The organism is Pseudomonas sp. PS02290 (assembly GCF_029960075.1).
In the GTDB taxonomy this organism is placed as follows: domain Bacteria; phylum Pseudomonadota; class Gammaproteobacteria; order Pseudomonadales; family Pseudomonadaceae; genus Aquipseudomonas.
The window spans coordinates 26090-51196 of the sequence record NZ_JASCOY010000004.1; the positions used below are offsets into that span (position 1 = coordinate 26090).

Annotated in this window: 32 protein-coding genes; 15 read left to right on the forward strand and 17 right to left on the reverse strand. The window is 53.1% G+C overall.

What is annotated here, in order from left to right:
• The first annotated feature begins 156 nt into the window (after positions 1 to 156).
• The 6 genes from QMX88_RS03480 (at position 157) to QMX88_RS03505 (ending at position 4695) form a co-directional block, all read left to right on the forward strand.
• A complete protein-coding gene (locus tag QMX88_RS03480) occupies positions 157 to 1038 on the forward strand; it encodes a hypothetical protein (RefSeq protein ID WP_282366376.1) in 882 nt (293 codons plus the stop codon).
• Positions 1039 to 2396: 1358 nt separating this feature from the next.
• A complete protein-coding gene (locus QMX88_RS03485) occupies positions 2397 to 2732 on the forward strand; it encodes a hypothetical protein (protein ID WP_282366378.1) in 336 nt (111 codons plus the stop codon).
• Between the two features lie 116 nt (positions 2733 to 2848).
• Complete coding sequence (locus QMX88_RS03490) at positions 2849 to 3388, forward strand: hypothetical protein (RefSeq protein WP_282366380.1); 540 nt, start codon at positions 2849 to 2851, stop codon at positions 3386 to 3388.
• A 97-nt stretch (positions 3389 to 3485) separates the two neighbouring features.
• Entirely contained in the window at positions 3486 to 3905 is a 420-nt protein-coding gene (locus QMX88_RS03495; protein ID WP_282366381.1) for a hypothetical protein, read from the forward strand.
• A gap of 206 nt (positions 3906 to 4111) precedes the next feature.
• On the forward strand, positions 4112 to 4402 hold the full coding sequence (locus QMX88_RS03500) for a hypothetical protein (protein ID WP_282366383.1): 291 nt from the start codon (positions 4112 to 4114) through the stop codon (positions 4400 to 4402).
• Positions 4403 to 4494: 92 nt separating this feature from the next.
• Complete coding sequence (locus QMX88_RS03505) at positions 4495 to 4695, forward strand: hypothetical protein (RefSeq protein WP_282366385.1); 201 nt, start codon at positions 4495 to 4497, stop codon at positions 4693 to 4695.
• Between the two features lie 130 nt (positions 4696 to 4825).
• Here QMX88_RS03505 and QMX88_RS03510 read toward each other — a convergent pair whose 3' ends face one another.
• Together QMX88_RS03510 and QMX88_RS03515 are read right to left on the reverse strand one after the other, a co-directional pair.
• Positions 4826 to 5500 carry a hypothetical protein gene (locus QMX88_RS03510; protein ID WP_282366387.1) on the reverse strand — a complete coding sequence of 225 codons (675 nt, stop codon included), beginning with the start codon at positions 5498 to 5500 and terminating at the stop codon, positions 4826 to 4828.
• 91 nt (positions 5501 to 5591) lie between these two features.
• Positions 5592 to 6071 carry a hypothetical protein gene (locus QMX88_RS03515; RefSeq protein ID WP_282366388.1) on the reverse strand — a complete coding sequence of 160 codons (480 nt, stop codon included), beginning with the start codon at positions 6069 to 6071 and terminating at the stop codon, positions 5592 to 5594.
• Between the two features lie 138 nt (positions 6072 to 6209).
• Here QMX88_RS03515 and QMX88_RS03520 point away from each other — a divergent pair, with 138 nt between their 5' ends.
• The 4 genes from QMX88_RS03520 to QMX88_RS03535 all read left to right on the forward strand — a co-directional run bounded on the left by QMX88_RS03520 (position 6210) and on the right by QMX88_RS03535 (position 9369).
• Positions 6210 to 6782: a hypothetical protein gene (locus QMX88_RS03520; RefSeq protein WP_282366389.1), complete on the forward strand. Its 573-nt coding sequence runs from the start codon at positions 6210 to 6212 to the stop codon at positions 6780 to 6782.
• 119 nt (positions 6783 to 6901) lie between these two features.
• Positions 6902 to 7546 carry an SOS response-associated peptidase gene (locus QMX88_RS03525; protein ID WP_282366391.1) on the forward strand — a complete coding sequence of 215 codons (645 nt, stop codon included), beginning with the start codon at positions 6902 to 6904 and terminating at the stop codon, positions 7544 to 7546.
• 237 nt (positions 7547 to 7783) lie between these two features.
• Positions 7784 to 9121, forward strand: a complete 1338-nt coding sequence (locus QMX88_RS03530; RefSeq protein ID WP_282366393.1) for an S-type pyocin domain-containing protein — start codon at positions 7784 to 7786, stop codon at positions 9119 to 9121.
• Entirely contained in the window at positions 9118 to 9369 is a 252-nt protein-coding gene (locus QMX88_RS03535) for a bacteriocin immunity protein (RefSeq protein WP_282366395.1), read from the forward strand. The genes QMX88_RS03530 and QMX88_RS03535 overlap by 4 nt, the downstream gene beginning before the upstream one ends.
• A gap of 46 nt (positions 9370 to 9415) precedes the next feature.
• Here the strand turns inward: QMX88_RS03535 and QMX88_RS03540 are convergent, their stop codons facing one another.
• The 6 genes from QMX88_RS03540 to QMX88_RS03565 all read right to left on the reverse strand — a co-directional run bounded on the left by QMX88_RS03540 (position 9416) and on the right by QMX88_RS03565 (position 12833).
• A complete protein-coding gene (locus tag QMX88_RS03540; protein ID WP_282366397.1) occupies positions 9416 to 9931 on the reverse strand; it encodes a hypothetical protein in 516 nt (171 codons plus the stop codon).
• A gap of 122 nt (positions 9932 to 10053) precedes the next feature.
• Positions 10054 to 10545, reverse strand: coding sequence for a hypothetical protein (locus QMX88_RS03545; RefSeq protein ID WP_282366399.1), 492 nt, complete (start codon positions 10543 to 10545; stop codon positions 10054 to 10056).
• Positions 10546 to 10570: 25 nt separating this feature from the next.
• Positions 10571 to 11230, reverse strand: a complete 660-nt coding sequence (locus tag QMX88_RS03550) for an N-6 DNA methylase (protein ID WP_282366401.1) — start codon at positions 11228 to 11230, stop codon at positions 10571 to 10573.
• 135 nt (positions 11231 to 11365) lie between these two features.
• Positions 11366 to 12010 carry a hypothetical protein gene (locus tag QMX88_RS03555; RefSeq protein ID WP_282366404.1) on the reverse strand — a complete coding sequence of 215 codons (645 nt, stop codon included), beginning with the start codon at positions 12008 to 12010 and terminating at the stop codon, positions 11366 to 11368.
• A gap of 125 nt (positions 12011 to 12135) precedes the next feature.
• Entirely contained in the window at positions 12136 to 12432 is a 297-nt protein-coding gene (locus QMX88_RS03560; RefSeq protein ID WP_282366406.1) for a hypothetical protein, read from the reverse strand.
• Positions 12433 to 12446: 14 nt separating this feature from the next.
• Positions 12447 to 12833 (reverse strand): hypothetical protein, encoded by a 387-nt coding sequence (locus QMX88_RS03565; protein WP_282366408.1) that lies wholly within the window; start codon positions 12831 to 12833, stop codon positions 12447 to 12449.
• Between the two features lie 275 nt (positions 12834 to 13108).
• Here QMX88_RS03565 and QMX88_RS03570 point away from each other — a divergent pair, with 275 nt between their 5' ends.
• Positions 13109 to 15388, forward strand: a complete 2280-nt coding sequence (locus QMX88_RS03570) for an autotransporter domain-containing protein (protein WP_282366410.1) — start codon at positions 13109 to 13111, stop codon at positions 15386 to 15388.
• 123 nt (positions 15389 to 15511) lie between these two features.
• On the opposite strand, the gene QMX88_RS03575 is transcribed toward QMX88_RS03570, so the two are convergent.
• Entirely contained in the window at positions 15512 to 16180 is a 669-nt protein-coding gene (locus QMX88_RS03575) for a hypothetical protein (RefSeq protein WP_282366412.1), read from the reverse strand.
• Positions 16181 to 16191: 11 nt separating this feature from the next.
• On the reverse strand, positions 16192 to 16455 hold the full coding sequence (locus QMX88_RS03580; protein ID WP_282366414.1) for a hypothetical protein: 264 nt from the start codon (positions 16453 to 16455) through the stop codon (positions 16192 to 16194).
• A 143-nt stretch (positions 16456 to 16598) separates the two neighbouring features.
• Here QMX88_RS03580 and QMX88_RS03585 point away from each other — a divergent pair, with 143 nt between their 5' ends.
• From QMX88_RS03585 to QMX88_RS03600, 4 genes are all read left to right on the forward strand, one after another.
• On the forward strand, positions 16599 to 17129 hold the full coding sequence (locus tag QMX88_RS03585) for a site-2 protease family protein (RefSeq protein ID WP_282366416.1): 531 nt from the start codon (positions 16599 to 16601) through the stop codon (positions 17127 to 17129).
• Positions 17130 to 17189: 60 nt separating this feature from the next.
• Complete coding sequence (locus tag QMX88_RS03590; protein WP_282366418.1) at positions 17190 to 17597, forward strand: hypothetical protein; 408 nt, start codon at positions 17190 to 17192, stop codon at positions 17595 to 17597.
• Between the two features lie 128 nt (positions 17598 to 17725).
• Positions 17726 to 18523 carry a hypothetical protein gene (locus tag QMX88_RS03595; RefSeq protein ID WP_282366420.1) on the forward strand — a complete coding sequence of 266 codons (798 nt, stop codon included), beginning with the start codon at positions 17726 to 17728 and terminating at the stop codon, positions 18521 to 18523.
• A gap of 167 nt (positions 18524 to 18690) precedes the next feature.
• Complete coding sequence (locus tag QMX88_RS03600) at positions 18691 to 19704, forward strand: ParB/RepB/Spo0J family partition protein (protein WP_282366422.1); 1014 nt, start codon at positions 18691 to 18693, stop codon at positions 19702 to 19704.
• Positions 19705 to 19745: 41 nt separating this feature from the next.
• Here QMX88_RS03600 and QMX88_RS03605 read toward each other — a convergent pair whose 3' ends face one another.
• The 7 genes from QMX88_RS03605 to QMX88_RS03635 form a co-directional block, all read right to left on the reverse strand.
• Positions 19746 to 20066, reverse strand: a complete 321-nt coding sequence (locus QMX88_RS03605; protein WP_282366424.1) for a hypothetical protein — start codon at positions 20064 to 20066, stop codon at positions 19746 to 19748.
• A gap of 46 nt (positions 20067 to 20112) precedes the next feature.
• Positions 20113 to 20784: a helix-turn-helix domain-containing protein gene (locus QMX88_RS03610; protein ID WP_282366426.1), complete on the reverse strand. Its 672-nt coding sequence runs from the start codon at positions 20782 to 20784 to the stop codon at positions 20113 to 20115.
• Between the two features lie 17 nt (positions 20785 to 20801).
• Entirely contained in the window at positions 20802 to 21581 is a 780-nt protein-coding gene (locus QMX88_RS03615) for a hypothetical protein (protein ID WP_282366428.1), read from the reverse strand.
• Positions 21582 to 21956: 375 nt separating this feature from the next.
• Positions 21957 to 22367: a hypothetical protein gene (locus tag QMX88_RS03620; RefSeq protein WP_282366430.1), complete on the reverse strand. Its 411-nt coding sequence runs from the start codon at positions 22365 to 22367 to the stop codon at positions 21957 to 21959.
• Between the two features lie 16 nt (positions 22368 to 22383).
• Complete coding sequence (locus QMX88_RS03625) at positions 22384 to 23712, reverse strand: hypothetical protein (protein WP_282366432.1); 1329 nt, start codon at positions 23710 to 23712, stop codon at positions 22384 to 22386.
• A 25-nt stretch (positions 23713 to 23737) separates the two neighbouring features.
• A complete protein-coding gene (locus tag QMX88_RS03630) occupies positions 23738 to 24370 on the reverse strand; it encodes a hypothetical protein (RefSeq protein WP_282366434.1) in 633 nt (210 codons plus the stop codon).
• Positions 24371 to 24483: 113 nt separating this feature from the next.
• Positions 24484 to 25107 carry a hypothetical protein gene (locus QMX88_RS03635; RefSeq protein ID WP_282366436.1) on the reverse strand — a complete coding sequence of 208 codons (624 nt, stop codon included), beginning with the start codon at positions 25105 to 25107 and terminating at the stop codon, positions 24484 to 24486.

Below are 25107 nucleotides of genomic sequence, written 5' to 3' on the forward strand. Positions count from 1 at the left end.
TTTGGGCTTCAAACATGCAAACGCGAAGCGCTTTCTCCCGTCGATCTGAAGTCGAGCAAAAGCCGAAGGCACCAAACAAGAACGGGGTATCCACTGCTACAGGTCCCTGTTGTTCATCCCTGTACTGCACGTTCAACAACTTTCAGGGGCTTAACCATGACTAACACAAACACTCGCAACAGCTTCCTCGACATCGCCGGCAATGCATCTCATGCGCTACTTACCCTGTCGTGTGGACTGACGGAATGCTGCCCAGTACACCTTGATCTCGCTCAACCATTGGACGAGGACCAGGTGCTCCAACTTTTCTGGGGACATCAAGGCCGGTACGCAACCATCATTACGGCCAAAAACATCGACGAAGGCCATTGGGTCGGCGACTCGTTCCATTGCAAGAACTGCTATGGCGAAACTGTGATGCTCGAGTTCCTCCAGATGAAGGTTCTCTCTCCGAAGAAAGAATCGCCATCGGCTATTGAAGATGCCCTTCTGCAGGTGTTCGCAAAGGCTGCTGAGAATCCCGATCTGAACGAGGTACAAAGCGTGGTTGGCAGACTGGCGGCTGCCGTTGCACAAGGGGCTGATGCGGTGCTGGAGTTTCTGTTTCCGGCCGCCTACAACGCGCTGAACACACTCCATAAACTGAATCAGCAGTCAGCTGAAGATGAAGGGTACGACTGGGAAACACTTACGCCGGCGCTGGAGGCTATTTCGGAAGGTTTGAACGCGGGCTACGGCATCCAACCCTCGAATCATGGTCACGTGGATAACGAAGATCTCGGATCGATTCTTTGGACTGCTGAAGTGCTGGACTTTCTCAAGGACTACATCAACCGCACGGATAACCTTGAAGCTGAAGCTGAGTTGGCCTGGCGTCTCCTGACTATGTCCGTACAACTGCACACTCGCAGACAAATCGACACATTCCTGGAGACACTACGCGCACGATTGCTCAACGAGGACGATGACCTACGAAGCCTGTCGAGCATGCCTCTTGTAGACATACTCGGACAGATCTCCAAACCCGTGGCAGCTTAAGCTGCGCAGGTCTCTATCAATGCTATACACGCCCTGACTTCGGTCAGGGTTTTTTTTTGCGCTAGGTTCTGCCGGTAGCTGCGGCAGACAGTCCGTGGACTTTCCCTGCCCTTTGTCGCGTGCGAATAGCACGAGTTCTGAGCGTCTCCTCAATCGCACTGACAGAATTGCTTTAGTGGGCCTATGATTGTCCGTCAGCGAGATCACAGGGATCTCGGCTACCGCTCAAATAAGGCTTTCAAATGAAATACACAGCAGTTCGGCGCATCTACTTCCATTCTGATGAGGCAGGCTTAGTAGCAAAAGACGTCGCGAAGGAAATCGTGTCCGAGGTTCCACCGCAGTTAGGCTATCGCATAGACGATTCTGCGTGGCACCGAAACGATCGGCCGAAAATTGAGGATGTTGAAATTGACGCTGAATCTGGAGCCTGTACCGTCCAATTGGAACCAATGGACGCGGGTAGTGCGGAGTCGGTAGAACGGAACTTCGACACAATCCTGAAACACGATGGTTGGAAAGAATGGTCATAGTAGTCTCACATTAGGTCATCTGATATTGGCGTTTTCGTACTTCCCCTGAACACTCCCAGCGGGCTTGCCTGTAAGCTATTCAGGAAGCCCGCTGTCCACTCTCTTAAGATCCAGCACCATTCCCGTTCGATCCTGACAGAGAGCCCCCATGACCATCCGCCGCGCTACTTCACTTCGCCCTGGTCAACTCAAACACCTGATGCGGGTTGCCTTAGTCACCGTCTGCCAGAGCGCGATGTGGCCTTGTTGTGGCTCACTCATAACAGAGGTAGTAGCGTCACCGAGTTCGCCTTGCTGAGATCGCAGACTGTATTCGAGCGGTTCCATCAAGCCTGAGATGTATTGCGAGCGGACATCACGAAGGCTTGCAGGCCACGAAACATCTACCTGACCCACGCCAAATTTCTTGCCGCTCTCGATGCGTGGTCTGCGGTACGTCTTCGCCGCCGCTGCGGGCTTTCCAGCGCGGATGAATACCGAGGGTTTCGCCCAAGTTCAAAGCTGGTCATGACGCACAAGGGGCAAGCCTTTGAAATTGCATTCAAGCATCGCCAGTTGGACAGCGGGCCGGAGGTGTACCCGACCCTGTGACGCGCTACAACATACCATCAGCAGGCTCTACCGGTAGGCCGGTATCAAACACGGCTCATCCCACAGCGGCAGGCGCTCGCTCGGGGCGAAGGTGCTTGCTGCAACCGACGATGACGAAACCGTTCAAACCATCCTTGGGCATGCATGCCTTGACCCCAGCAAGCCCTATTTAAGTGCTGACCAGAGCGTATCCGTCGAGCATTTGAGATTGCGTTATGAACGTGACAACGGCACATGGCCACGTCTAAAATGGGTGCGTTTATAGCACCCATGGGCAGCCGAATGACCGATGTTGTGAGTTATCCAAAAGGCGACCTGCGGCGCATGCTCTCTGTGCTTGCTGCAATCGACTCAACGCCCGACGCCACGCTGGTAAAAGTTGTGGCAAAAACCGGACTCGACAAGAAGACCGTCACCAACCTTATAACCCAAGCGGGCGAGCAGGCTGGGGTCAGAATTATCAAGTCGGGGCCGGTTTATGTCATCGAAAACTGGGGGCCAATTATTAAGCGATCCGGTGCAAAAATGCCTTTGACAGGTGCGTTTAAGGCACCTATTATGCCCGCATAAACTTTTTTGTTGGAAAGCGCCAACGTACGCCGAAGCCCAGTCCACCCCGCCCATCCGCGGGCTTAGGCAGTACCAAGACGCGGTTCTCGCGTCAGCGAAGATCAAAAGGAAGTCAAATGGCACACAACGTCTTCACAGTCCAGTTTGCGGACGGCGAACAACTTTTTGGTATCAGCGAAGATATCGGCGGCTGGGTTTGCCGCCAGTTGTTCGAAACTGCCGAGGAAGCTCGGAATGTTCCCCGTTACGGCGAAGGAGTGACTTTTTCGGAGCCTGCGACCGCCAAAGCCACGCAAGAGGCGGTTGTCATCAATGAATGGGCCAATGCTCCGGACTGGCCATTCAAGACCAGGGCGTCACGTCAAGCAATGTGGCTCACCGGGCCTCAGGACGTTGACGAGATAGAGGCAGAGCGACCAGTGGATTTCGGGATTTACGGGGCAGACTCACCCAAGGAAATTGCCCAGACAATCCCGTTAGAAGCCGACAGCGTAAACCTAGAGTGTCCTCTGTGCGGCGCTGTAGGCACTCACCGCGCTGCGCAATGGCCCCTAATCAACACGCAGGGCATGTTTGTTCATTCCCCGGTTGTGACATACGGCGTGACGTGTCACGCATGCAGCCGCGATTTCGTATTCAGACCGCTGGCTGAATAGTTCGAGAAAACGCCCAGGTACACCCAAGCCCCGCCGTCAAACGTGGGGCCGAGCCAGTAGAGACGCCGGATAAGCCGAGCGCAATGAGGGAACGACCATGGCTATCACACCGCTGGAACAGACACTTATCGACAATGCCCGCGCCCACCAGGAGGCGCTGGCTGCCTATTACCCCAAGCATCAGGCTGGCCAGTACAGCGAGGAAGATCACTCAGACTACCTCATGCATTCGGGCGCTCTCACCGAGCTGTTGGCACTCGCTCACTCCAAGAGCGGACTCAGTGGCGAAGCTGCTGAACAGATGAATAAAGTGGAGGCCGAGGATGCTGCGACGTTCAGGCAGCACTTCCCGATTGATACAGCACCTGCCGAAAACATCGTTAACCAGGCGACCACCCACGTTTTTCTCAAGCCGCAGCATGTCGACTTTCGACTCCAGGACGGGCGCACCGAAACTGTTGATGTATCGAAAGCCAAGCCTGTGCTCGAACTGGGCGGCTTTGCCCCAAAGGTCTAGGAATTCGCGATGAACCACTACCGACAACTGATCGCAGACGAAATCCTCTCTGTTCGGTGCCAGAAAGACTAATGCCTGAGGGTCATGTCTGCCGGTGGCTTGGAAAGCTGGCAATCGAAGGAATACAGCGCATTGGTCGAGCAGTACGACCAAAAGCTGATCGAGCTGAACAACCGCCTGCCACTCGCAGGCTAAAGGAAAATCACATGAGTGAAAATCAACGCGACCTCCTTGTGCGTTGTGGAATCTACCTTTTGGCTAGCCTGCTTTGCGCCGCCATTTTTTATGGGTGCTGGCACTACGTTGGGTCGCGTATCAGTTTGGACTTCCCTGCCAACACCTTGGGCGGCTCACTGGAGTTTCCAATCCAATTGGCTTGTACCGTGCTGCTTTCGATGTTGGTAGGCATGATGTATATGGGGCTAACGCTGACTCTGCCGCGCCTTATCCGCCGTAAACGGTTTTGGCGTCGGAAGCATGCTGAAAGCGCCAATTAATCAAGGAAAGCGGACCATGCTGCGCAAGTTCACGACAGACCCCATTGAAGGCGAAATATGCTCCGCGCTGGCAGCCTACAAATGGGCTTTGATTGGGACGAATTACAGAAGCCTTTGGCAGCCAGTTCAAAGCAGAGGTGGCCGAGCTGGAAGCCGCCGAAGCCGAGCAGCAAGCGTTGACCGTTGTCGCTTCGCAAGAAGACCACGACCGCGCCTGGCGGAAGATTGAGGATGCGCGGACGATGGTCGCTGCGGTGGCCAAGCTGCTGATTCGCGTCGGCGTCATTCGCTAATCGGCAAGTCCCCACAATTTGACGTAAACCGGCAACCGCCCCTATCGTTGCCGGGGCCGTCTTACGAGTCAGGACCATAAAAGTTTTTTGTAAAAAAAACCGCCAGCCAATAGGCCAGCGGTCGTGGTGGTTAGAGCGCATGCGACGCCTGAAGGACGAAGCGTTTTTGTGGAACCATGATCGTTTCTTCAACGACGTCCAAGTCGAGCATTGCTAAGAACGCCAAACGAATGTCATCACAGGCGCTGTCAAAAGCGTCCACGACTTTCACACGGGCCCTCAACTGTTCCATTGACCAGGTTTCATAATCGCGTTCTTCGTCGATACCAGCGCTTGAAACACTAAGTTGGCGTGGCGGCGTGGCATAGTTTACTCGGCCTTTATCACCAGTTGCTCGACAAACGCCACAGGCATTGTCACCGGCTGTGTTGCCGCATGACATATAGTTGCGTCGTGAGCATGTCCGGCAATACGACTTGTAACCGGTGGATGTCCACTCACAGCTTAACAGCACCAAGTAACCGCCTGAGCGGCCATTAATGCCAATAGTGTAAGCCCCGTCCATTTCGATTACGAAGTCTTGGATCAAAACGTCGAGTTCATCCCAGATATCTGTCTGGATGACGTCGTACGCCTTCATGATCTGCTCATGTGTAAGACCCAACGTGTGCAGTTTGATGCATTGTGCATAGCTAGTGGAGGCATTCCAGCTGCGCATGGTGTCGTAGCGATAATGATCATCGAGAAACCTGATCATCGCCTCTTTACTGCGCCGATCGATTTTTTTCTTTTGAAAGTGCGACATGTGGGATCTCCCGTTATCTGTGTAATTGAGAGATGCTGAACATGCGTGGTGAAAATAAAAAACCCGGCGCGTGGCCGGGCGTGGGAGAAGGTTAAGAACTTTGCTGAGGCAGAAAAGATGAAAACAAATTCTCTACATACTGACGATCGCTCGCCACCATTCTGCCGGCAATTTCCTGAGTAAGCATGTCGAGGTCATCACTGGCTCGATTCTGGCTTCCGGCGTTGCCGTTTGATTGCTCCTGCCAGCACCGCTCGAGCCCCGTCACAAGGGCACGTGCATCAGCTAGCCGAATCCGCTGGACAATTGCCATTAAAGCCTTGCCTACCTGGTAGAACGGTGGGGATTGTTTGCTGGAGCAGCATTGGGGTTTGGTAGGCGCTGCCACTACACCCTCGTTCGCGGCGCTGATCAATCCGCTCAGTTTCTCCACGAACGTGCCGTAGATATCGTTGTAGTCATCGCCTTCCGGAGGACGCTCAGCCTCATTGAGCCCATCGTTGTGCGCTACAAGAGCAGAGAGTAAGTCCTTAAGCTGGGTTACTGAAACGTAGCCATGGAGGTTGTTCATTTAGTAGATCTTCCTGATGGGTTGAGCTTGCAACCAGGTAATGCTCCACAGGCGATTACACGTCAGAGGCCTCTCTAAAACTTGTATGTGGATGTGGCTCATCACGTTACGTAACGCAAACCTTTCAGGAGAAGTACCGTGAAGTTTCAGGCAGCCTTCAACCGCATGACTAATATCGTCGAATCCGAGCAGTGCATTCTGACCGGTTACCGGCAAGACTTTTATCAGTTCGACCGTGATCACCTTGCCAACACTGGCACTGTGGGAGGTCGCTACATCTGGGTTATCCGTGAAAACGGGACGCACCTCGCCTCAATTGATTTGCATCCGCGTGCGACTGAGTTCGTTGAATGCGCACTCGACTCGTTCGAGCATGTGCAATGCTATGAGCTTACTTTGCTAGCCGACGGCGACGCGGAGATCTCTACCATCACGGTGCCGAAAGCTCGCGAACTGATCAAGACGTGTGCATTCGAATTCGAGGGCCGGCACATCAAGGTGAAGGGTAGGCTGTTGGCAACCGTCGATATCCATCCGATCTATCATCAAGGAAAGTACGGTGGCAAAGTCTGTTTCACCTTCGACGACGCACCAACACCTGATACTGAAGTGCGCTTCAAGCAAATGGCTTTGCACCTTTTCCAAGAACGCGTGGGCACCCTTTTCGCCTGCATGGATGACGTGACGTTTCAGACGCACAGCACTCGATAGACCTAAAACGTTGTTTCCACCGCTGGCCTTGGGTCAGCGGTTTTTTTTATGTGCCTCTTCAACAAACATTTGCCTGGTAATTGAGGTCTATCCTGCAATCAACACAAGAAGGGCCCACCATGTGCTCCCATTACGAGGCACCCGAAAGCGATCGACTGCTGGCAGGTTTTGGGGTTACCCCCGAAACACAGCTGCCCCTGGACTTATGGCCGCTGTACCAAGGACCCTTCATCCGAATGCGATCCGAGGCGCAATGCGACGATCAAACCCCGAGGTTAGAAGCGATCATGGGACAATTTGGTCTTTTGCCGTTCTGGGCGAAAGATCGCAAGTTCGGGCGCCATAGCTATAACTGCCGATCTGAAACGGGAAATACGAAACCGACGTTCAAGTCAGCGTGGAAGAAAAATCAAAAGTGCATCATCCCGGTTGCCGCTTTCTTTGAACCAGACTGGAGAAGTGGAAAGTCGATTTCCACCCGCATCACCCGTACCGATGGCGGGGTTATGGCGGTCGCAGGTCTTTGGGAGCGATGGAAAGAGCCAACAGGGGAAATCATCCACTCCTACACCATGCTGACGATAAATGCCGATTCACACCCCTTCATGAAGGCATTCCACAAACCGAGTGATGAAAAGCGCTCGATCGTTATTCTGCCTAATGGGTTGATCGAAGACTGGCTCGACTCAACCGTCGAGCAAACCATGAGCTTTATGCAGCCATACCCGCCAGATCGTTTGGTGGTTGATAACCGGTCAAAGTGATGATGTGAACATCGCCGGCGTTGCCATGCCCATATTTTTTCTTTGCCGCAAATTGGGCCCATCGCCATCATTCAACACTTGACAGAAGTGAAGGTATCCTTCTCCACCCATGACATGGACAGGAATGAAGTACTGGCGTTTAGGCTTTGTCCTAAATCTCGTCCAACCGATTTCCAGTAACGTCATTCTGCCCCCCAGCTACACGCTGGATATCCAAGGATGAACAGGAAGCAAATCATGAGCGGATACGTACCGAACCCGCCGAAGGGCTACCGTTACAGCGGAGTAGAGCCAGTTGATATACACGCCCAGCGATGGACTGAATACAAGGACGTTTCTCCAAAGGTAGAAAGAAGTCCAAATCCCGTGGGCTGTGTTTTTGCTAAAAGCTGTGAGCTCAGTGACGGTGTGATCAATTATCAAAAGCCGGCCGGCTTCATCCCCGTTGAAAAAATCGCCAATTACGGCGAGTACGCCATTCTTGGCGGGCGGGATGTGGACGAAGACGGTAACCTCCCTCTGAAGAAAATTAGCGGCAGCGCCTTACCGAGTGCTCTTGGAACACTAATCCTAAGCGGTACCACCGCTACGAGCGCTTTCTGTGGCGGAATGTGCACAGCTGGTGCTGCTAGTACAGCAGGCGCAGCTGCAACCGGTGCAGGTGCAGCGGGTAGTGGAGCGATCACGGCCGGGGTAGCAGTTGGATCTCTCGGCGGAATAGCGTTGATGCTGTGGTCGTCAAACCTCGGGGACAGCTCGTTATACAGCGAGGAGCAGCTGCGATCGCTCGAGCAAGCACGCACGAGAGTCCGACTGCATGTCGAGCAGCAGGCCGATGGCGCATTGAAAGGTTATGGGTTCAATACTCAGAAACACGGTGAGTGGGAAATGATTCCCGTCGTTCAGTTCGTTGCTGAAGGTTCAAAGCAAGTGGCGGACTTCGGCAATGGTTTGACTCTAATCTGGACCCCTGCTGTAGATCCATCGAGCAGTACCGGTATTCCTCCATTAGAAGCTGCGCCCCAAGCACCACAGATTTGGATTTATCCACCCACTGAACAAGCTGACAACATTATCGTTAGTCCGATTTATCCTGATCAATATCTCGACTTCATCTTGGTTTTCCCTGCGGGATCTGGCATTCAGCCTTTGTATATCGTAGTCAGCGCCAGGCATGAGTCAGGCACGGTGACGGGAACTGGAAGGGACATTTTCGGCACTTGGCTTGATGGTGCAGGAACAGGACTCGGCTCACCTATACCTACGAGAATTGCCGATCAGCTACGGGGTCAAAATTTTAAGAGCTTCGACGATTTTCGTGCTGCACTCTGGATAGCGGTGGGCAAAGATGCTGAACTACTCAGCCAGTTCAAACCCACGAACCAAGACTGGATTTTGAAAGGTAATTCCCCGTTTGCTCCGAAAGCAGAGCGTAATGGCGGGAAAGGGCGATACGAGATCCACCACATAGAGCATATTCAACACGGCGGCGCAGTTTACGATGTTGATAACCTCACCATCACAACGCCAAAAAGACATGCTGAAATTCACAAGGAAGACCGAAACAAGTCATGAAAAAAAAATTCAGTGAATACACAGAGAGCGATTTCATAGCTCTGCTACAGCGCATCATCGACCATGAAGGTACCGAAGCGGAAGTAGATCAGCTTGTGTTCCACTTTGAAGAGGTAAGCGAGCACCCGGATGGATCTGACCTTATTTTTTTTCCGGATGATGGAGCAGATGGTTCTGCTGTAGGCATCACCCAAACAGTCACAAAATGGCGGGCGGCACGTGGTCTGCCCGGGTTCAAAGCCGAGTAATCGGCAAAAAAAAACCCACTCAATGAAGAGTGGGCTTGAACAACGGTTAAGGGAGCAACAGATAGTCGCCCTGGATGGCTGCATTCGAGAATACAGCGTTGTTTGCAGAGTTTCTCGGCAACCGGCGAGTGCCGTCATCAACGAGGGACTCAAGAACTTCGGCCAGCTTACGTACATTGACCTTTTCGACAGTGTGCCGAGCAATCGAAGTACCTTCATCCTGCAACTGCAATTTGAAGCCTCGATCATCAGCGTCATAACCGAGCACTACGAAACCACGGTGTTTGCAGGTGTTGACCCGTACCTGAATCGCCGGGCGGCGTCCATTTTGAACGTCATCATCGCAGTCACGCATGAGGATGAAGTCGGGATTGGCGCCGGCGTCCAGTAGCAGTTGCCACATAGTCCGCTGTGTGTCCGGGGTCCTGAGAACCTCGACCAACTCAATCAGCCTCAGCAGCCGCCGTGAACGAATGGAATCGCGGTCAATTGGGAGTTTGGTCTGGTCAAAACCATCCAGAATGTCTGAATGGTTTGCAGCTTTTTTGATTGCGTGTTGCATCGTGTCTCTCCTGAAGTGAGCCAGACGTTGCGAAGGCCTGGTATGGAGGGATGCATCACATGCGGGTGTATGTATGTTTTAGTCGAAAAAAAAAACCCCACCGCGGTGGGGTTGATGTTGCGTTATCTTCGATCGTCACAGACGCTTCTCAGTGCCCTGTCGACCAAGTCACCGTCGAAGCTGACGATCACTTCCACACTTTTACAATCGGTTCTTAAACCGCCAAGAGTTCGGGCGGAGATGAGATAGCCGTTTGAGTCTGTCTGGTTGGCCTCACCAAACATGATCGCATTGCTTACCACCGCGGCGAGCACAGCCCGGCCGCCGTCGTTTTCAGACCAACTGGGCGACACAGTGTTTCGCGGAACTACCTGCTGATTGCAAACCCGAAAATGCTCGTAACGCTTAGACGCGTGTTCAATGGCTACTGAGTCACAATCGCCTGTTTGGCCCACATAGATCACTGGCACATCTTTATTATTCAAACGTACAACCGTTGACATCTGAGAAGCGGCTACTGCCATAACAGCATCAGTGGCATCGGACGCCTGACCCATCAATGGTAAAAGACCACAAAGCGATATCAGGCCTGCCAATACGACGCGGTTTTTCATGAGGTTCTCTCTTTTCGATGAGGAATTATGAAGCCAAAGCGAGACGCTGCGGGGAGCTGGCGTGAAGGATCACCTGTTTGCTTTCGGATTTTGCCAGTGTGTTTCCTTGAACGATCAGGATCTCTCCAATTTCAACTCTGTGCACCGCACAGTTGGCGGCAAGTTGAATGGCCGTCACACGTGCGCAAATAGCATCTAGATCACATCCATAGAATTTCCACTTGCACAATTCAACCGGCCCGTGGGATTCGAGAATCTGATTAGCCTTGGCCAACAGCAAAACGCCACTGCCGCATGCAGGGTCAGCGAGTACTTTTAAACCTTGCTGCTCGGGATTCGGGTCAGGATTTAACCTGGCCATCATCAACGCCAAGTTCCACGGCGTGAAGTACTGACCCAAAAGCTGTTTGCCTCCTTTACTGCTCAATGCTGCGTAAACCGCTCCCAGGATGTCCATGAAAGGCTCCTCTTTCGCGACAAGGTTGTCATAGCAGCTGATGGAGTCAATGACCCGCGCCCTCACCTCCGCGGGGGTTGGGTACCAGGGTTCAAATCCCCAAACCTCCATCACCGCGCTGAGGAAATAGCGGAACATCTCACCCGGCGAGTAACGGTATCCATCACCGAGAGCGTCGACCAATGGTTTCGCGTAGGAAGGTACATTTTGTGAAAGCTTGTTAGCCATAAAGCGCACTCCGTAGTGGTTGATCTGTATGGCCAGTGATGTGTTACATGCTCCAGCAATCGAGCGTGGGAAGCTTTAAAGCGGGCACAAAAAAACCGCCCTCAATGAGGGCGGTTATCAGGTTCTAGTGACACCTCAGATGGTGCTATCTGGTTGAGCTGGCAGTCGACTGGAGGGAACCCAGATCCATGCCTGGACAAATGCCCCTCCCTCGCACAGGTTCACCGAAGCTTTTTCGTCGAACTCTTGGTCATCATTCGCAAGGTTATCAATCGCCCATTTCCGATAGCGATCCTTCAAAATCTCAGGTGGGACGATACTGAGCTCATCAGGGCAGACCGGATTTTCAGCTGCATTTTGATGGCCAATTTCGCTTGACGATGGCACGGCCCCGAGGTCGCAGTAGGCGAGTTCATCGCCCTCCTCGTCGGACAGGGAGATCACGCACTCACGCCAATCTTGTGGATCAGCGATGTAGGCTCCATCCTGCACGAGGTAGAGGGATCGACCTTCGGTGTGCGGCCGCATTAACGCCATGCATCCGCCGCCAGTGTGATACTCGACGAATCCATAAATGAGAGGACTTACGAGTGTTCGACCGTCAGGGGAGACGTACGGATTTCGGATTTCTGTACCTTCGTGAACGAAAGCCAGTAATGCAGGATCGTAGGGGACGGGTGTAACTGTTCCCGTTGCATCCGTTAGCATCATCGGCGTGTCGCTTGGTGCGTGGGCAGTTTCTGCCGTGGATTGGGCCGGGTTCTGATCATCTTTATTCATGTGCATCTCCAGGTTGTTTTCATATCAATAGGGAGATGGCCAACATGGCCCCACAAGGAAAATGTCGTTCATAGTAAAACGCATGAAAAAAAACCGCTCCAAAGGAGCGGCGGATACAGCGTTGGTCAAACGTAGGCCGACACTTGCAGGCCCTTTCCATCATCCTCTTGAGTGACGCCGCCCTCGTTCGATATCGTGACTTCAATACCAGCTTCTCTGAACATCTGAGCGACCTTTTCTGCCACCTCCCGATGGTTGAAAGGCACGACGGTAAACCATGCTTTTGAAGCTGCACACCAGCGGCATCCGTAGCCACCGAACCAGCCATTGGCACTCGTTGCTGACACAGGCGGATCGAACCCGATGATCCTGCTGATGCGTCGTGCGATAGCTTCGGGAAACTGCGCCAGGTTATCCGACATATTGAGTTCCTCTTTCATGCTGCCTGATGGTTTTCATCACGGATGTTTAGACAATTCATCTGCTCTAGCTTTGCGATAAATCGTTCGCTGGCGGTGGTGCTGGCCAGTTCGGGTACACCGACGTATCGGTTCATCCCGCCGCAATAATCACTCCTGCCTTTGCATGCTCGGTACAGCACCCGTAGTTCACCGTTCATAACGTGAACGTTCAGGTATAGATGATCGCCATGCAGCGACACCTCCCCCATGACTCCGGTACCGCCTTTGTTTGAGGTGATGCTGTATGAGTCAGGCGGCAGCTTGAGAGCATCGGCGATTTCTAGCAGCAAACGCTTACCAGATCGATGCAATGTGTCTTTTTTGATGCGGGTTTCCAAAAGAGATTTCGGAATGTTCAGCACGGATATTCTCCTCGGGGTTGGCGGTCACTTGCGGTGGCCTTACTCGTAGGAATGCTGAACAAGGTCAGATATTCGATACTACAAGAATCTAATTCTGAGAAAACTCCATCCCCATAACGGATAGGCCAGTCACATAAAAAGATACCGAAATGCCCATTTTTACTGGGCTTGACTCGTAATGGCACCCTGCAACCAAAATGTCGTTGATTTGATATCGATTCTTTCAGTATTATAAACGCATGTTACTGCGAACCTAATACCAGGATGAATCACCCATGCACGACAAGAACAATCGCTTCAACCCCCGCCTCTCGCTGTTGGTCGCCGCAATCGGCCTAGGCCTCACCACACCAGCCGCACAGGCCGCCTACAGCGGCATCGATGTTTTTGCCCCGACACTCGGTACCTCAATCAACGGTTACAACCCCTCCTTAGGTGGGTCGGGTGACGGTGAGATGCTCGTAGGAACACAAACCAACACCTCGACCGGCACCACAAGTGCATTTCAGTGGACCTTGCTGGGGGGTAAGCAGTACCTACCTAATCTCGGTGGGGGGACCAGCAGCCAGGCATGGGCTGCATCGAATGATGGCGGCGTCATCGTCGGCTCTGCGCTGGACGGATCGACCGGGAAAAGGACAGCTGTCTTCTGGGACGGCGCTGGAGTCCACGCGATGGGCTTCCTCAACAACGGCGATTATGCCGGAGCCAGCGCGGTCTCCGCGGATGGTAGCGTGATCGTCGGTACCGCCAGTGACGGCCTGCTGAGTAACGATACCGCAGTGATGTGGAATAGCGCCGGAGACATTACAAGTCTCGGCCATTTGAGTGACGGCGCATTCAGTTTCGCCCTTGGCGTTTCCGGTGACGGCCGCGTAGTTGTTGGCTACGCTCAAAATGGGGCGGCAAACGGAGAGGTTGCAACCCGCTGGGTCAATGGCGGAAGTGCTGAAAGCCTCGGGGTTATGCCTGGAGGTGTTATTTCCCGTGCCCAAGCGGCAAGTGCAGACGGTTCATACATCGCCGGCGTGAGTGGTTCTTCGTTGTCTGCTAACGAAGCTTTTCTGTGGACCGAGGCTTCGGGAATGAAGGGGCTGGGTTTTCTTTCGGACGGCTCTTTTTCTGACGCGCAAGCTATTTCGGCCAATGGAGCAGTGGTCGTAGGCATCGCCGACACTACTGGCAACGTTGTGTCTGGCTTCCGCTGGACCGCAGAAACGGGAATGCAATCGCTCGTGCAATGGTTGCAGGATAACGATCCGTCCTACACGCTTCTGCCAGGTAACTCTCTCAATCTCGCCACCGCGGTATCAACTGACGGAAATACAGTGTTCGGCTTGGGCACTTTGAACGGTCGTGATCAGCCATTTGTTGCCCGTTCCTACGGTCCGATCGCGGTTCCTCCAGTAGTCACTCCTCCAGTAGTCACTCCTCCAGTAGTGACCCCCCCTGTTGTAACTCCTCCGGTGGTGACCCCGCCGGTAGTCACCCCACCAGTAGTGTCCCCGCCTACATCCGGTGTAGGTGCAACTACCCCACCGACGTCCGGCAACGGCGGTGAAACGCCAACGGTCGGCGGGAGCGAATCTGGTTCCGGTACCGGCACCACTCCTGTGCCTCCGACGGGCGTGATCGGTTTGTATGACCTCGGCGACTCGCTGAACAATGCAAGCCTGTACGCTGAAGCATTGCAAAACCAATTGCAGGGATTCGTACAAGATCAACTGGGCTGTACTACGTTCGATGCTAAGGGCATCTGCGTCAACGTAAGCGTGCAGATGACCCGTCATAATGGAACCGTTGATGGGACCAACACCTACGGTGGTGTCACGCTGGCCTATCGCATCTCGCCAGACCTCATTGCCGGCATCGGCTACCAAGGGCCGAGCACGTCATTGAAGGTCAACGACGACCGTGTCAAAGGGGACACAAACACCTTTGGCGCCTTCGTCGAATACGGTAATCGACTGAAACAGGGCGTCTTCGCCCGCGGCGCCGTGGCAATTTCGGAAGGTGATGCAACCATCAAGCGCTCCTACCTGACCGGTGCTGGCACTTCCTCCTCCAAAGGAAAATCTGATATCAGCCAACGCGCTGTCTCAGGTCAAGCTGGCTACGTGTTCATCGTGAAGGACAATGCAGCTGTAATGCCGTTTATCGGTCTTGACTACCTGGACACCAAGCTGGATGGATACACCGAAAATAGCGGTCCATACCCTGTCCAGTTCGATAGCCGTAAAAAAAACAACATCTATGGCACCGCTGGGGTCAACGGCAGCTTGAATCTGGGTAACAAGGCAATTCTGTCGGCCAACCTCAAGCACGTAGAGCGGCTTAATAATTCGAGCGACGACCTGAGCGGTCAGGTGTTGGGCGTGTCGACCTTTGACCTCAAACAAGCCACCACCGAACGCTGGGACGAAATTGGTCTTGGGGTGCAAATGGCAGGTCCAGCAAAGACCTCTCGTGTCGGCTTTTCGTACGGTCACCGATTCAACGGCGGCAAGGCCGTTGCCAGCGACGTAGCCACTGTGTCTTTCTCAGTGGGTTTCTAGACCACCTGAAGGTTGCAAGGAATAAATGAAGCGCTCCGCCATGCGGAGCGTTTTTTTTCGCGCAAAAACTTTGAAAACGGCCATAAAAAAAAGCCACTGGAGTCCAGTGGCATGGGTAAAACGTTAGCTTGCGGTCGGCTCCTGATTCATCATCAGCTCCCACCATCGGATAAAATCCACTGCAATGCCAGGTTCTGCGGGAGGCAAATCAAGCAGATCTTTGTTGAGATGTTCAACAGTGTGCGAGGGCTCACCGTCTCGAGTGCAATACAGCAATTTGAATTGTTTGGGGCGGTCAAGCTGGAAGCAAAACAACCGCTTGAGCGGATCCTTGTAATACACGCGGCAGTTGCCTGAATCGACCAGGCTGAAAGTCAGGGATACTTTAGGAGTAGAGGGTTTAGTGCAAAGCAGCTCTCTGTTTTCCAGCACCAGCGATCGCAATGCCTCGATGTCGATACCGTGACGAACACCATCTGGAAACAACTCAGCGGCAAACAGCTCCGAAAGATCGCTTCTCAATGAGTCAGCGACAAGACTGCATTCCATCGAATCAGCGGCTCGTTCCTTGATCCATGTCTCACGCTCAGCATTGTCCTCGAACGCATCAAAGTGGTCATCACTGTCTTCTTCCTGCACCTCAGCCATCTTTCGGGCTGTGAGCAAGCACGCCTCGTAATGGTCGCCGGCGAGAACATATTGAGAGTAGTCACCTTGATCGCTTTGCGGCCAGCGAAGAGTCACGGAGTAAAGTTGCTGAGTATTTTCAGTAGGCATGGCTTGTTGAGTCATAACGTCACCTTTCAGAGGTTTGATTCGAGCGTGCAACGATCGCAATCGAGGGTTAATGTTTGTGATCCGGCGAGGAACGCGTCCATGAGGTCTGGAACGTCTGTGAACAGCGGCGACGGTTCCGCAGAAGCCCCCCAGCCGTAAGCCCACGCAAGATCGCGAGCTTCCTGAAATTTAATTTCTGCCGATAACTCTCCACCGGTTTCCCGGGACAAGAGGACACCCATCGCCCAATTCGTTCGCGCAGATAAGGCCAGTTGAAATACGGTGTGCATAAGGGAGACTCCAAGTGCATTTGCTTTACACTTGGGGATGGTGCACAGAGGGCCATAATCAGATTTGCAAGCGCATGTTTTCCTTGTAGGAAACCGGGCGATGCTAAAGAATCACGGCTTACTGAATCGGGGATAAAACAGCTATGTTGCTGACCATCGGGATGTTCATCGCGGCTTTTGCCGTAATCTGGCTGATGCTCGTTTTTCTGCTCCTCATACATGAAGCCGGGCATCTCATACCGATGCAAAAAATGGGAATCAAACCAGACAAGCTAATCATCGGGGGGGTGAAACTCTTTTCATTCAAAAAGTCCGGGATCATTCATGAGGTAGGCCTGATACCACTCTGGGCGTACGTGGTGAGCGCGGATTACGAAAAAGCTTCTTCGGGCCAACGGGCAATTATCGCGGCGGGCGGCCCTCTGATTTCGGCGGTCACTGGATTGTTATTCTTTGGGATCTATTTCATGTACCCAAATTGGCAAACTCTGGTAGCTGCGCAGGGGTCGATCCTGCTGGCTGCCACGAACATCATCCCATTGCCCCCTCTGGATGGCTGGACGATTGCGGAGCATTTTTTAAAGCAGCGCGGGTTCCACATCGATGAGGGCAACCGTAAGGTGCTGCTTGGCATAGGGATTTTCACTATTTGCCTAATAACACTGGTTCTCTAAAAGCTTATATTCCTGTGTGAGACCTCTCCTGTTGCAAGTAAACCCACCAGGAGATCCGCCGTGAATAATCCAGCAGCAGCACATACAATTCTTAGTTCCTTCCTGCCCGGCTTCTTCGAGGAAGCCTTTGGCGATTCTGGACTACCCTCAACATTACGAAATTTTGCCCAAGCCTTCTGCATGCGTTTTGATGTGCGTGGTATTTGTGATCCGTTGTACTGCGCAAATGTTGCCGCTGTCGAAACCGGCCTCGGTGATGGCTGCAGCAATTTCGACCCAGTCAAATCGCCAACTGAGGCGGACATCGTGAAAGTAGCTGATCGATTGCTGTTCTCTTACGCAACGTGCATTGCCAAAGCCTGCACCGGCACTACGCAAGAGACAATCGCAATGATGCTTCGCAAAGCCCTCGCTGGTGCCAGCCTCGATGAATTGTTGAAGGCCACACCTCCTTCACCATCTAATTAACCGCACCATCACCGCCTGCTCATCGCAGGCGGTTTTTTTTGGCCATGAATACAGGATGACCCCTAACAGATTCTTGCTGAGTATGTAGGCATGTTAACATTGCGCTAAACATTCTTAAGGAGCTGGCCATGCTCAACCCGCAGCACTCTTCTTCCCTAAAAATTCCCCTCTCCAGTGTTTGTGTGAACCGCGTAGCTTGGCTGCCCAAGGTGGTCATCGATCTGTCTTACTGGCATGGCGGGCAGAAGTTGAAGGACGTCGAGCGCTTTGAATGGCCCGGCGAAGTTGTTGAAGGGACAGCTCTTGAACACGCCCAGGAGAATTGCGCTCATTTCGGTATTGACCCCACCTCAACTCTTGAGATGTGGGCATTCCGTACCGATTGGATCATCGCCAACACGCGCTCAGAAATAGATCAGCATTGGTCCTCCGTTGATCCCCAACCCCGCTTCGCACACAAGGTCTTGGTGAGCTATCGGCCAGTGTGGTCATCAAAGCAAGGAGCACTACCAGCATTGCATCAATGGCAAATGTTCGACGCTTCATTTCTCAAATTCACCACTGTAAAAAGCAAACTTCACTGTGATGTAGATCTGTCGGAACACATCAGCGCAATGCTTGTTGAACCCGCGCCGATCGCAGGCTTGCAACAGCTGGCGGTGGTTGATGGGCGAATCGCTGACCTGAAAGTGATCCGAAAAGGCAATAGCGCCGCAGGGGAGCAGCTTGTTTTGGTAACAGGCACTGTGCGTGTTGCCATTGGCCCCCACTCGACTCCGGAAACCGAACTGGACGTGGTACAGACGGTGAATAGCGCCTTAGATGTTCAGTTGCTTCCTACCACCGAGCTCCTAGAGCTGGATGGGAGTGACAACATTTTGAGGCCGATGGTCTGGCAAGTCCTAAATCGTCGAGAATCAGACTAACGATGCATAACACGTACCTGTATTCTGCTATGATCAGCGCGCCGTTGAACCATTCCGCTGTTTGAAGCCCTGCGCCCCACCGGCCAAGTCATCATCATCGGTTATTTGTTGATGTTCGCCATCACCAAAAGCAAGTTCAACGATCTTTGACTTTTGGAGAATTCCCGATGGACGCTATCACCGTGCCACAAACCGATGCTGTAAATCAGATGGACTTGGACTTTCGGCTGAACCTGTTTCCAGGCAGCATCAAGAAAGCAATGGCAAACGGGAACAAGGATGTTGTCGCTGAAGGTGAAAAACCGATCGATAAATTCGGTTCAAGTGACCTCTGGAACATCGACCCTCGTGTCATTGAAGTCATTCCCGGATACAACACCCGGGTAAAGAACGCCAGGTACAAAGAAAAGGTCCTTCTCCTCAAAACCAACATGATGGAAGTTGGCTTCAAGAAGGACAGTCCGCTCAGCGTGATCGTCGTGATCGACGAAGAGGGCAAGCAACGAATCAAATTGAAGCGCGGCCACAGACGTCTTGAAGCTGTACTGGGCGCCATGGCCGAAGGAAAACCCTTCGAAACTGTTCCGTGTGTCATCGTTAAAGACGACATCGATGAAGAAAGTCTCACCGCGGATCTCGTTCTCAGTAATAACGGAGATCCCCTGGATCCTTACGCCACCGCTATCGTGTGTAAACGCATGACTCGCTGGCACCCTGACAACCACGCAAAAATTGCCTCAAAACTCGGTCTCTGGCCATCTCAGGTTACGGACTATCTGCTGCTGATCAACGGTCCGGTCGAAATCTCAAACTACGTTCGCGATGAAGTCATCGCCTTCACACTGGCAGTGGAGCTTCTGAAGGAGCACGGCCCGAAGGCGCTGGGAATCATCGAGCAATCTTTGGCACGATCGAAAGCCGCTGGTAAAACGAAGCTGATGCCTCGTTTTGTCCCTGGGAAGGTGATCAAGAAAGCTGTTACTGCTGCTGCGCCGGCGATGAAAGCGGCGATCGATGATATCAAAAAGGACAAGGCATTCAGCCAACTGTCTCCTGCTAATCAACAGAAGCTGGAAGAAATCTTGGAGCAATTCAAGCAAGCGGAAGAAGCCGAAGCCAAGCTAAACGCCGATAACCCATCGGAAGAGCCCGAGCTCAACCTCCATCAAGAAGAGGTATAAATGTTCTGCCAGCCCCTACAGTTTCTGCTGTAGGGGCTTTTTCATAGCCGCTTGGTCAGCCAAGCAGCAAGCCTTTTAAACCAGGTGGCATGTACCTGAATGCGCATTTCCCTCCCGCTGGCGGTGCTAAATTCTATGGTTACCACGCCACCAGCGCCCGAACACAAAATCGAAAACCGAGTGAACGTGCGACACTGCTCACAGGCAGCAAGGCCATCGAGCCTGTAGGTATCTGCCATTAACATGCTGATCACGGCCCGCTGATGCTTTGCGCGCAAAACACGGTTGCAGCCGCCACAATCTATTTCCAGATGGTCCAGACGCGTTCCATCGGCAAATTGAATGGGCAGCAGTTGGTTCACTGGCTTCTCAGCTTTCCACCTGGCTATCGACTCCATCAAGTTTATGTCAGGCACTAAAGGTCTCCGAGCTGACTTCTGTATTCCACCCGTCATTGATTGCCTGAAGATAGACCAGCACCCAACCAGGTGCACGTCGAGTTCCTCGCTCCCATTGCCCGATCGCTGCATAAGCCCGATCCAGTTCTATGGCGAGTTGATGCTGGGTCCACTTCAAGAGCTGTGTGCGGATGCGACGAATGTCGCCGGCCGTAATATCCACCGAGGTGCAAATAACCTGCCCTGATATGATGGCGCCCGCCAGCTTCAATAACGCAACTGGTGCCTCTCCCCGCTCCCATTTGGCAATTTGAGCGCTTGATACTCGCAAGACCCGGGCAAGCTGTAACTGGGTCATCTCAGCCGTTCGACGCAACTGAGCCAAAGCGCCAGTGCTCGACGCAGTTAAGACAATCCCATGCTCTTTGGCCATGTCATCCCGGTAACAACGAGCTGCCCGCAAGGCACGTTGCGAGCCGCCATAGGCCTGATCTCGAAAATGGCGATCGGCGACATACCGACGCCCTTTCATCAGACGGACGCGCCAGCCTGCGTCCGATGGGTTGGACTTCCTGAGATCCCGAGTGATGCCTTGCATATCGGGGTCGATCCCCCGGCGTGGACCTCGGGCTCGATTCGAATTGCTTTCGGACGGCGAACTTACCGGGAGATCAATGGCCATGGTACGTCCAGTTGCGGTCAATCTGAGTCAGCATCGGCAGCGCCACCTGAAAACTCGCTATCCTGGTCTTCAGTCGCATAAAGCATCCCACCTCCCATTAGGAGCGAAGTCATCCCCAGATCCGGCAGCGTCAATTTTGAAGCTTCGTCGGCATTAGCCCCTTTGGGTTGTATCTTCGCCGGCATCGGGATGACAGCAGCACGAATAGGGTTTGGTTCCAATGTGGTCAAAGCGTCACGTGGGCGAGATTGTGGCTTCGGCCGGGGCAGCGGATTCGAGCGCCGAGGCATCAGCAATGGTTCGCTCCCCTCCTCAACGTCTGGCAGCGCCTCCGTCATTGAGCTCTCAAGAATTTCGAACACTTCATCAGAGCGGGTCATCAACTTCCGAAAGGCCGAGTCAGGTAAATCCTGATGTCGACGCAGGTTGCCAATGGCACGGACAGTATCAGTGCCAATTGCATCCAATGCGTGCCGAAGCTCTGTCCGGGTTGCATGCGTTAGAAAGTTGCTCTTGTATAACGTGCCATCAGCTTGCTCGATTCGCTTCGAGAGCTTTTCCATCGCTCTCAACTGCCTCTGTACTCGTTGCTCCTGAGATCTGGAAAAACGCCGGACACGCTGGACCCAGAAATATCCCCCTGCCAAAAGAGCGATAGCCATGCCCGAGGCAACTGCCGGTGATGCGCCTGATTGAAAATTCTCAGGGAACAGACTGAAACCGTAGGATGTCGACGCCATTAACGGCGCTGACAGCGCCCCCGCTACCACTGCCACGACTATTGGTTTCTGGATCATGTTCGCTCCAACGCCAAACTCAATCATTGAGGTATTTAAATCGATACATAACGCGTAGGTGTACGTAAGATGCCCATTACACCCTTTCGGGCCATTCTTGTCACGCTGAAACAACAGCGCGCACACGAGTGCGTGCAGATAATTGACTGTCGTGCACATTGAAATACGAGGCTGCACGTCACTTGCAGGATCTAGATATTGAGCAGATTAGCGAGGGGCTTGCCACCGTCGCGCCGATGGGTGCAACCAAGTGCATGGTGAGTGGAAGCGCGGACAACCCATATGCTTGGTCCGCGCCTTTAAATAATGGCGTTGTTCTACACAGACTGACTGAACAGTGATGAAACTCTGATCAGCCAATTTGCCGGTGACATTTTACATCTGGTCCAATTTGAATGCCCCTGCTTTGGCGCCGGCAACGACGTCAGACTTCAAATTACTAAGCACTGTCTCTGATTCCTGAGCCACACCATGACCTCGGATGCCGCCGGTAGGCACCCAATAGGGTTTTCCAGTACCTGATTCAATCACTTTACGGTGGAGGGTCACCGAATAGCTGTAAAGACGCTGGCCTGGCATGTAATCGCCTGTCTCGACGATGGCGAAAAGCTGATAGTCGCTGCCGAGCTGGGATACAGCCGAGGGCAAGTTTTGAACGATCGCGTCCTTCATTTGGACTTGGTTAATTTCGGGTGCGTTAGATGACAAGGTCATCTCGAGAGCTTGGGCGTTGTCGAGGTGGGCACAGACGCAAAGCACAGGCGCCCATCGAAGGAAGTTAGACATCATGGAATCTCTACTTTTAGATTTGGGCTTCACATGCGACCTGTTCGAGCTCGATGCTCTCCCCGCGTTGGTGAAGCATCATGCTTAAAATGCCGGTATCGATTGGATCGCCCTTGTCGACATGTTCCCGAAGGATCTGGCTCAACGTAGTAGATGAGCACAAATCTTTCCGGTACCAGCCTTCACGTCCCTTGGCACGTGAATAGGCCATTTTCACCTTCATCTGAATCGAAAACTCGTTGATTGCATCCTCGTCCAGCTTTGCTTCGGCAAAGGCCTCAGGCGCATTGTAGCGGCGGATCTGACTGCTATCCTCACCTGCCGGCGGGACTATTACCTCAACGGCCCCAATAGCTTCCAGTGCGCCCAGAATACGTTCAGGGCCTGCCTGGTAAGCGATATTCAACGCATCAAGCCATACCCGCTCGATCGCACTTCCGTCAGTTCCAGTAGCAGCAAGAGAACCAACCTCATTTTTGGCGTCCATCAGCCACAGCATAGTGTTGCAGCAAGGACATGGTTTCGCTTGCTCCAGAGGCATTGATCTCTGAATTGTGCCGGTGAGGAATCCATTTCCATCACAATGCTGCTCCCCAACCTGATATCGACATAGGTGATCATCAGTGGAACTTTCGACCTGTTTAAACTCGTCTTCCGATAAAACCGCGGGATCGGCCGTTCGAGCCATGCGGGCGAGTTCACGGGCAGCTTCATCCGGTGGAAAGTCAGCCAGATCTCGACTCAGACGGTTGAGCCTGCGCCTGAAGTAATCCATATCGAGGCCAAACCGGTTCTTAGCGGAGTGAACTGGCCGCAACTGAGCTACTCCATCGATTACCGCCTGACTGATTCGTTTGATGTATTCAAAGGCCGGGTTCCGACCTTGCGCATGCGCTGCGGCATAGAACCATTCGTCACCGAAGAGCTCCGTCATAAGCACCGAAGGAAGAGAGTCAAATGTCATATAGCCACGCAAGTTTTCGCAGGCGTTGAATAGACGACGGGCGTCGTCTTTATCAATCGAACCGTAATCGAGGCTTTTGCCGAGGCGGCGCTCTACCACCACTGTTTTAGCGTAGGCGACAAGAAGGGACTCGTCATAAATCGTAGGCGACATCGTAGGCGCAAGTGCTGAAGCCAGATACTCGGCGTCCTGCCAGCCAATGTATTCAGCGATTGAATTGGCGCCGGTGTTGTTCCATTGCCGCACCCAACTCCGTCCGGCACAAGAAACAGCGAGGCTTCCGCGATAGCGTCCCAAGTCTTCCAAAATACACGTCACAGGGTCGAGCGCTTTTATCTCAGTAATCTCGATTTTTTGAATAGTTGATGCCGCGACCTGCATAGGGGAGCCTCCTAAGGGGTGAACACTACAAAAAGATGCACTGTGTGATGACCGGCAGTGTCTTCGGCGCAGGTGGAACGTCAGGCTGCACAGCAGGCACTACATCCACGTCTATGATTGCGCTCGATGCCTCCTTGGCAGTGGCTATAACCCCAGCATCAGCTTGTGACCAGTAATAGAACGCAGAGCATCCGTTTAGGCGTACAACACTGGATGGCCGGCGTCGCATAAGATGCTCAACCTCTGAAACAACCCAGGAGGAATCAAAAGGAAATTCACGGTTTTCTATCCAGAAAAGCGCTAGCGGAATTTTGAAAAGCATCTCGTAAACTGCAAGCGCCGCGGTAGCCAGAGGATCGTCACTCCGCTTGAGCTGGGCCATTACTGGGCCCATTTTCCTCAAAGCCTTCAGTCGAATATCTTTGGCCCAGCTCACCGCATTTGAGCGGCCGGCGAGTGCTGGCAGAGCCACAGGAAAGAAGCCAGTACCAGGTCGCTCAAGAGAGCGGCCCACTCTTGCTCGGCAGTCACCACACAGTGTGGTAGCGGCGTACAACGAGTCGCTGCGGCGTCCATCACGGCCTTTGCTACTAAAGCTGTACATATCGAGATGACCGCACAGCCTCTTGGTCAATGCAGAAATATGCGCGTTACTCATCGGAGTTTCCTTTCGTGTACGAAGCCCGCAGCTCGTTACGTGTCGTGGTTAAGATAGATTCATAACACGTATACTTAATTCGCGCACGAAGGAAGTCAATCAGCAAATCAGATTCAGGCGGAAGTCAGCAGCGATATAATCAAAGGTCCCATGTCGTGAGCAGTAAACGACTCGGTGATAGCCACCTTCACGAGGAATGGAATTGGTCTTAACCCCTGGCGAAGTGAGGTCAGCTCATCGAGTGTTAAGCCTAAACGCTCGGCGAGTCCTTGCTGATCCACACCAGCAATTGCAGCCAAGCCGTCGAAAAAACCGCCAACGACATCAGCAGATTCACCCGCATCGAGCCGATCAAAGAATCCATAAATCAGCGTCCTGCGTACAAATGACGACTGGAGATCCGCGGCAGCGACAGCCTCCTTGACTGCGGACGGCAGTGCAGCGATAAGCGACGATCTGGTCACCTCGACGCCCATGGCGGAGAGGATTCGCACTTTTGCAGCAGGAGGTAATGGACGCATCTGAATCCTGCACTGACGGATCATCGAAATGCTGATTCCAATTTCCTTGCCAAGCTTGGTGTCACTCCACCCCCGCTCAACGCGAAGCATGTCCATCAGCTCAGTCCATTCGGAATTACTGAGCCCGTTGGGGACGAGGGAGAAAAACCTGCTTCGGGAGGTCAGGTTGCGTGGTAACTCTTTGGCAGCCGCCAGCTCTGCGTTGACTCCAAACAT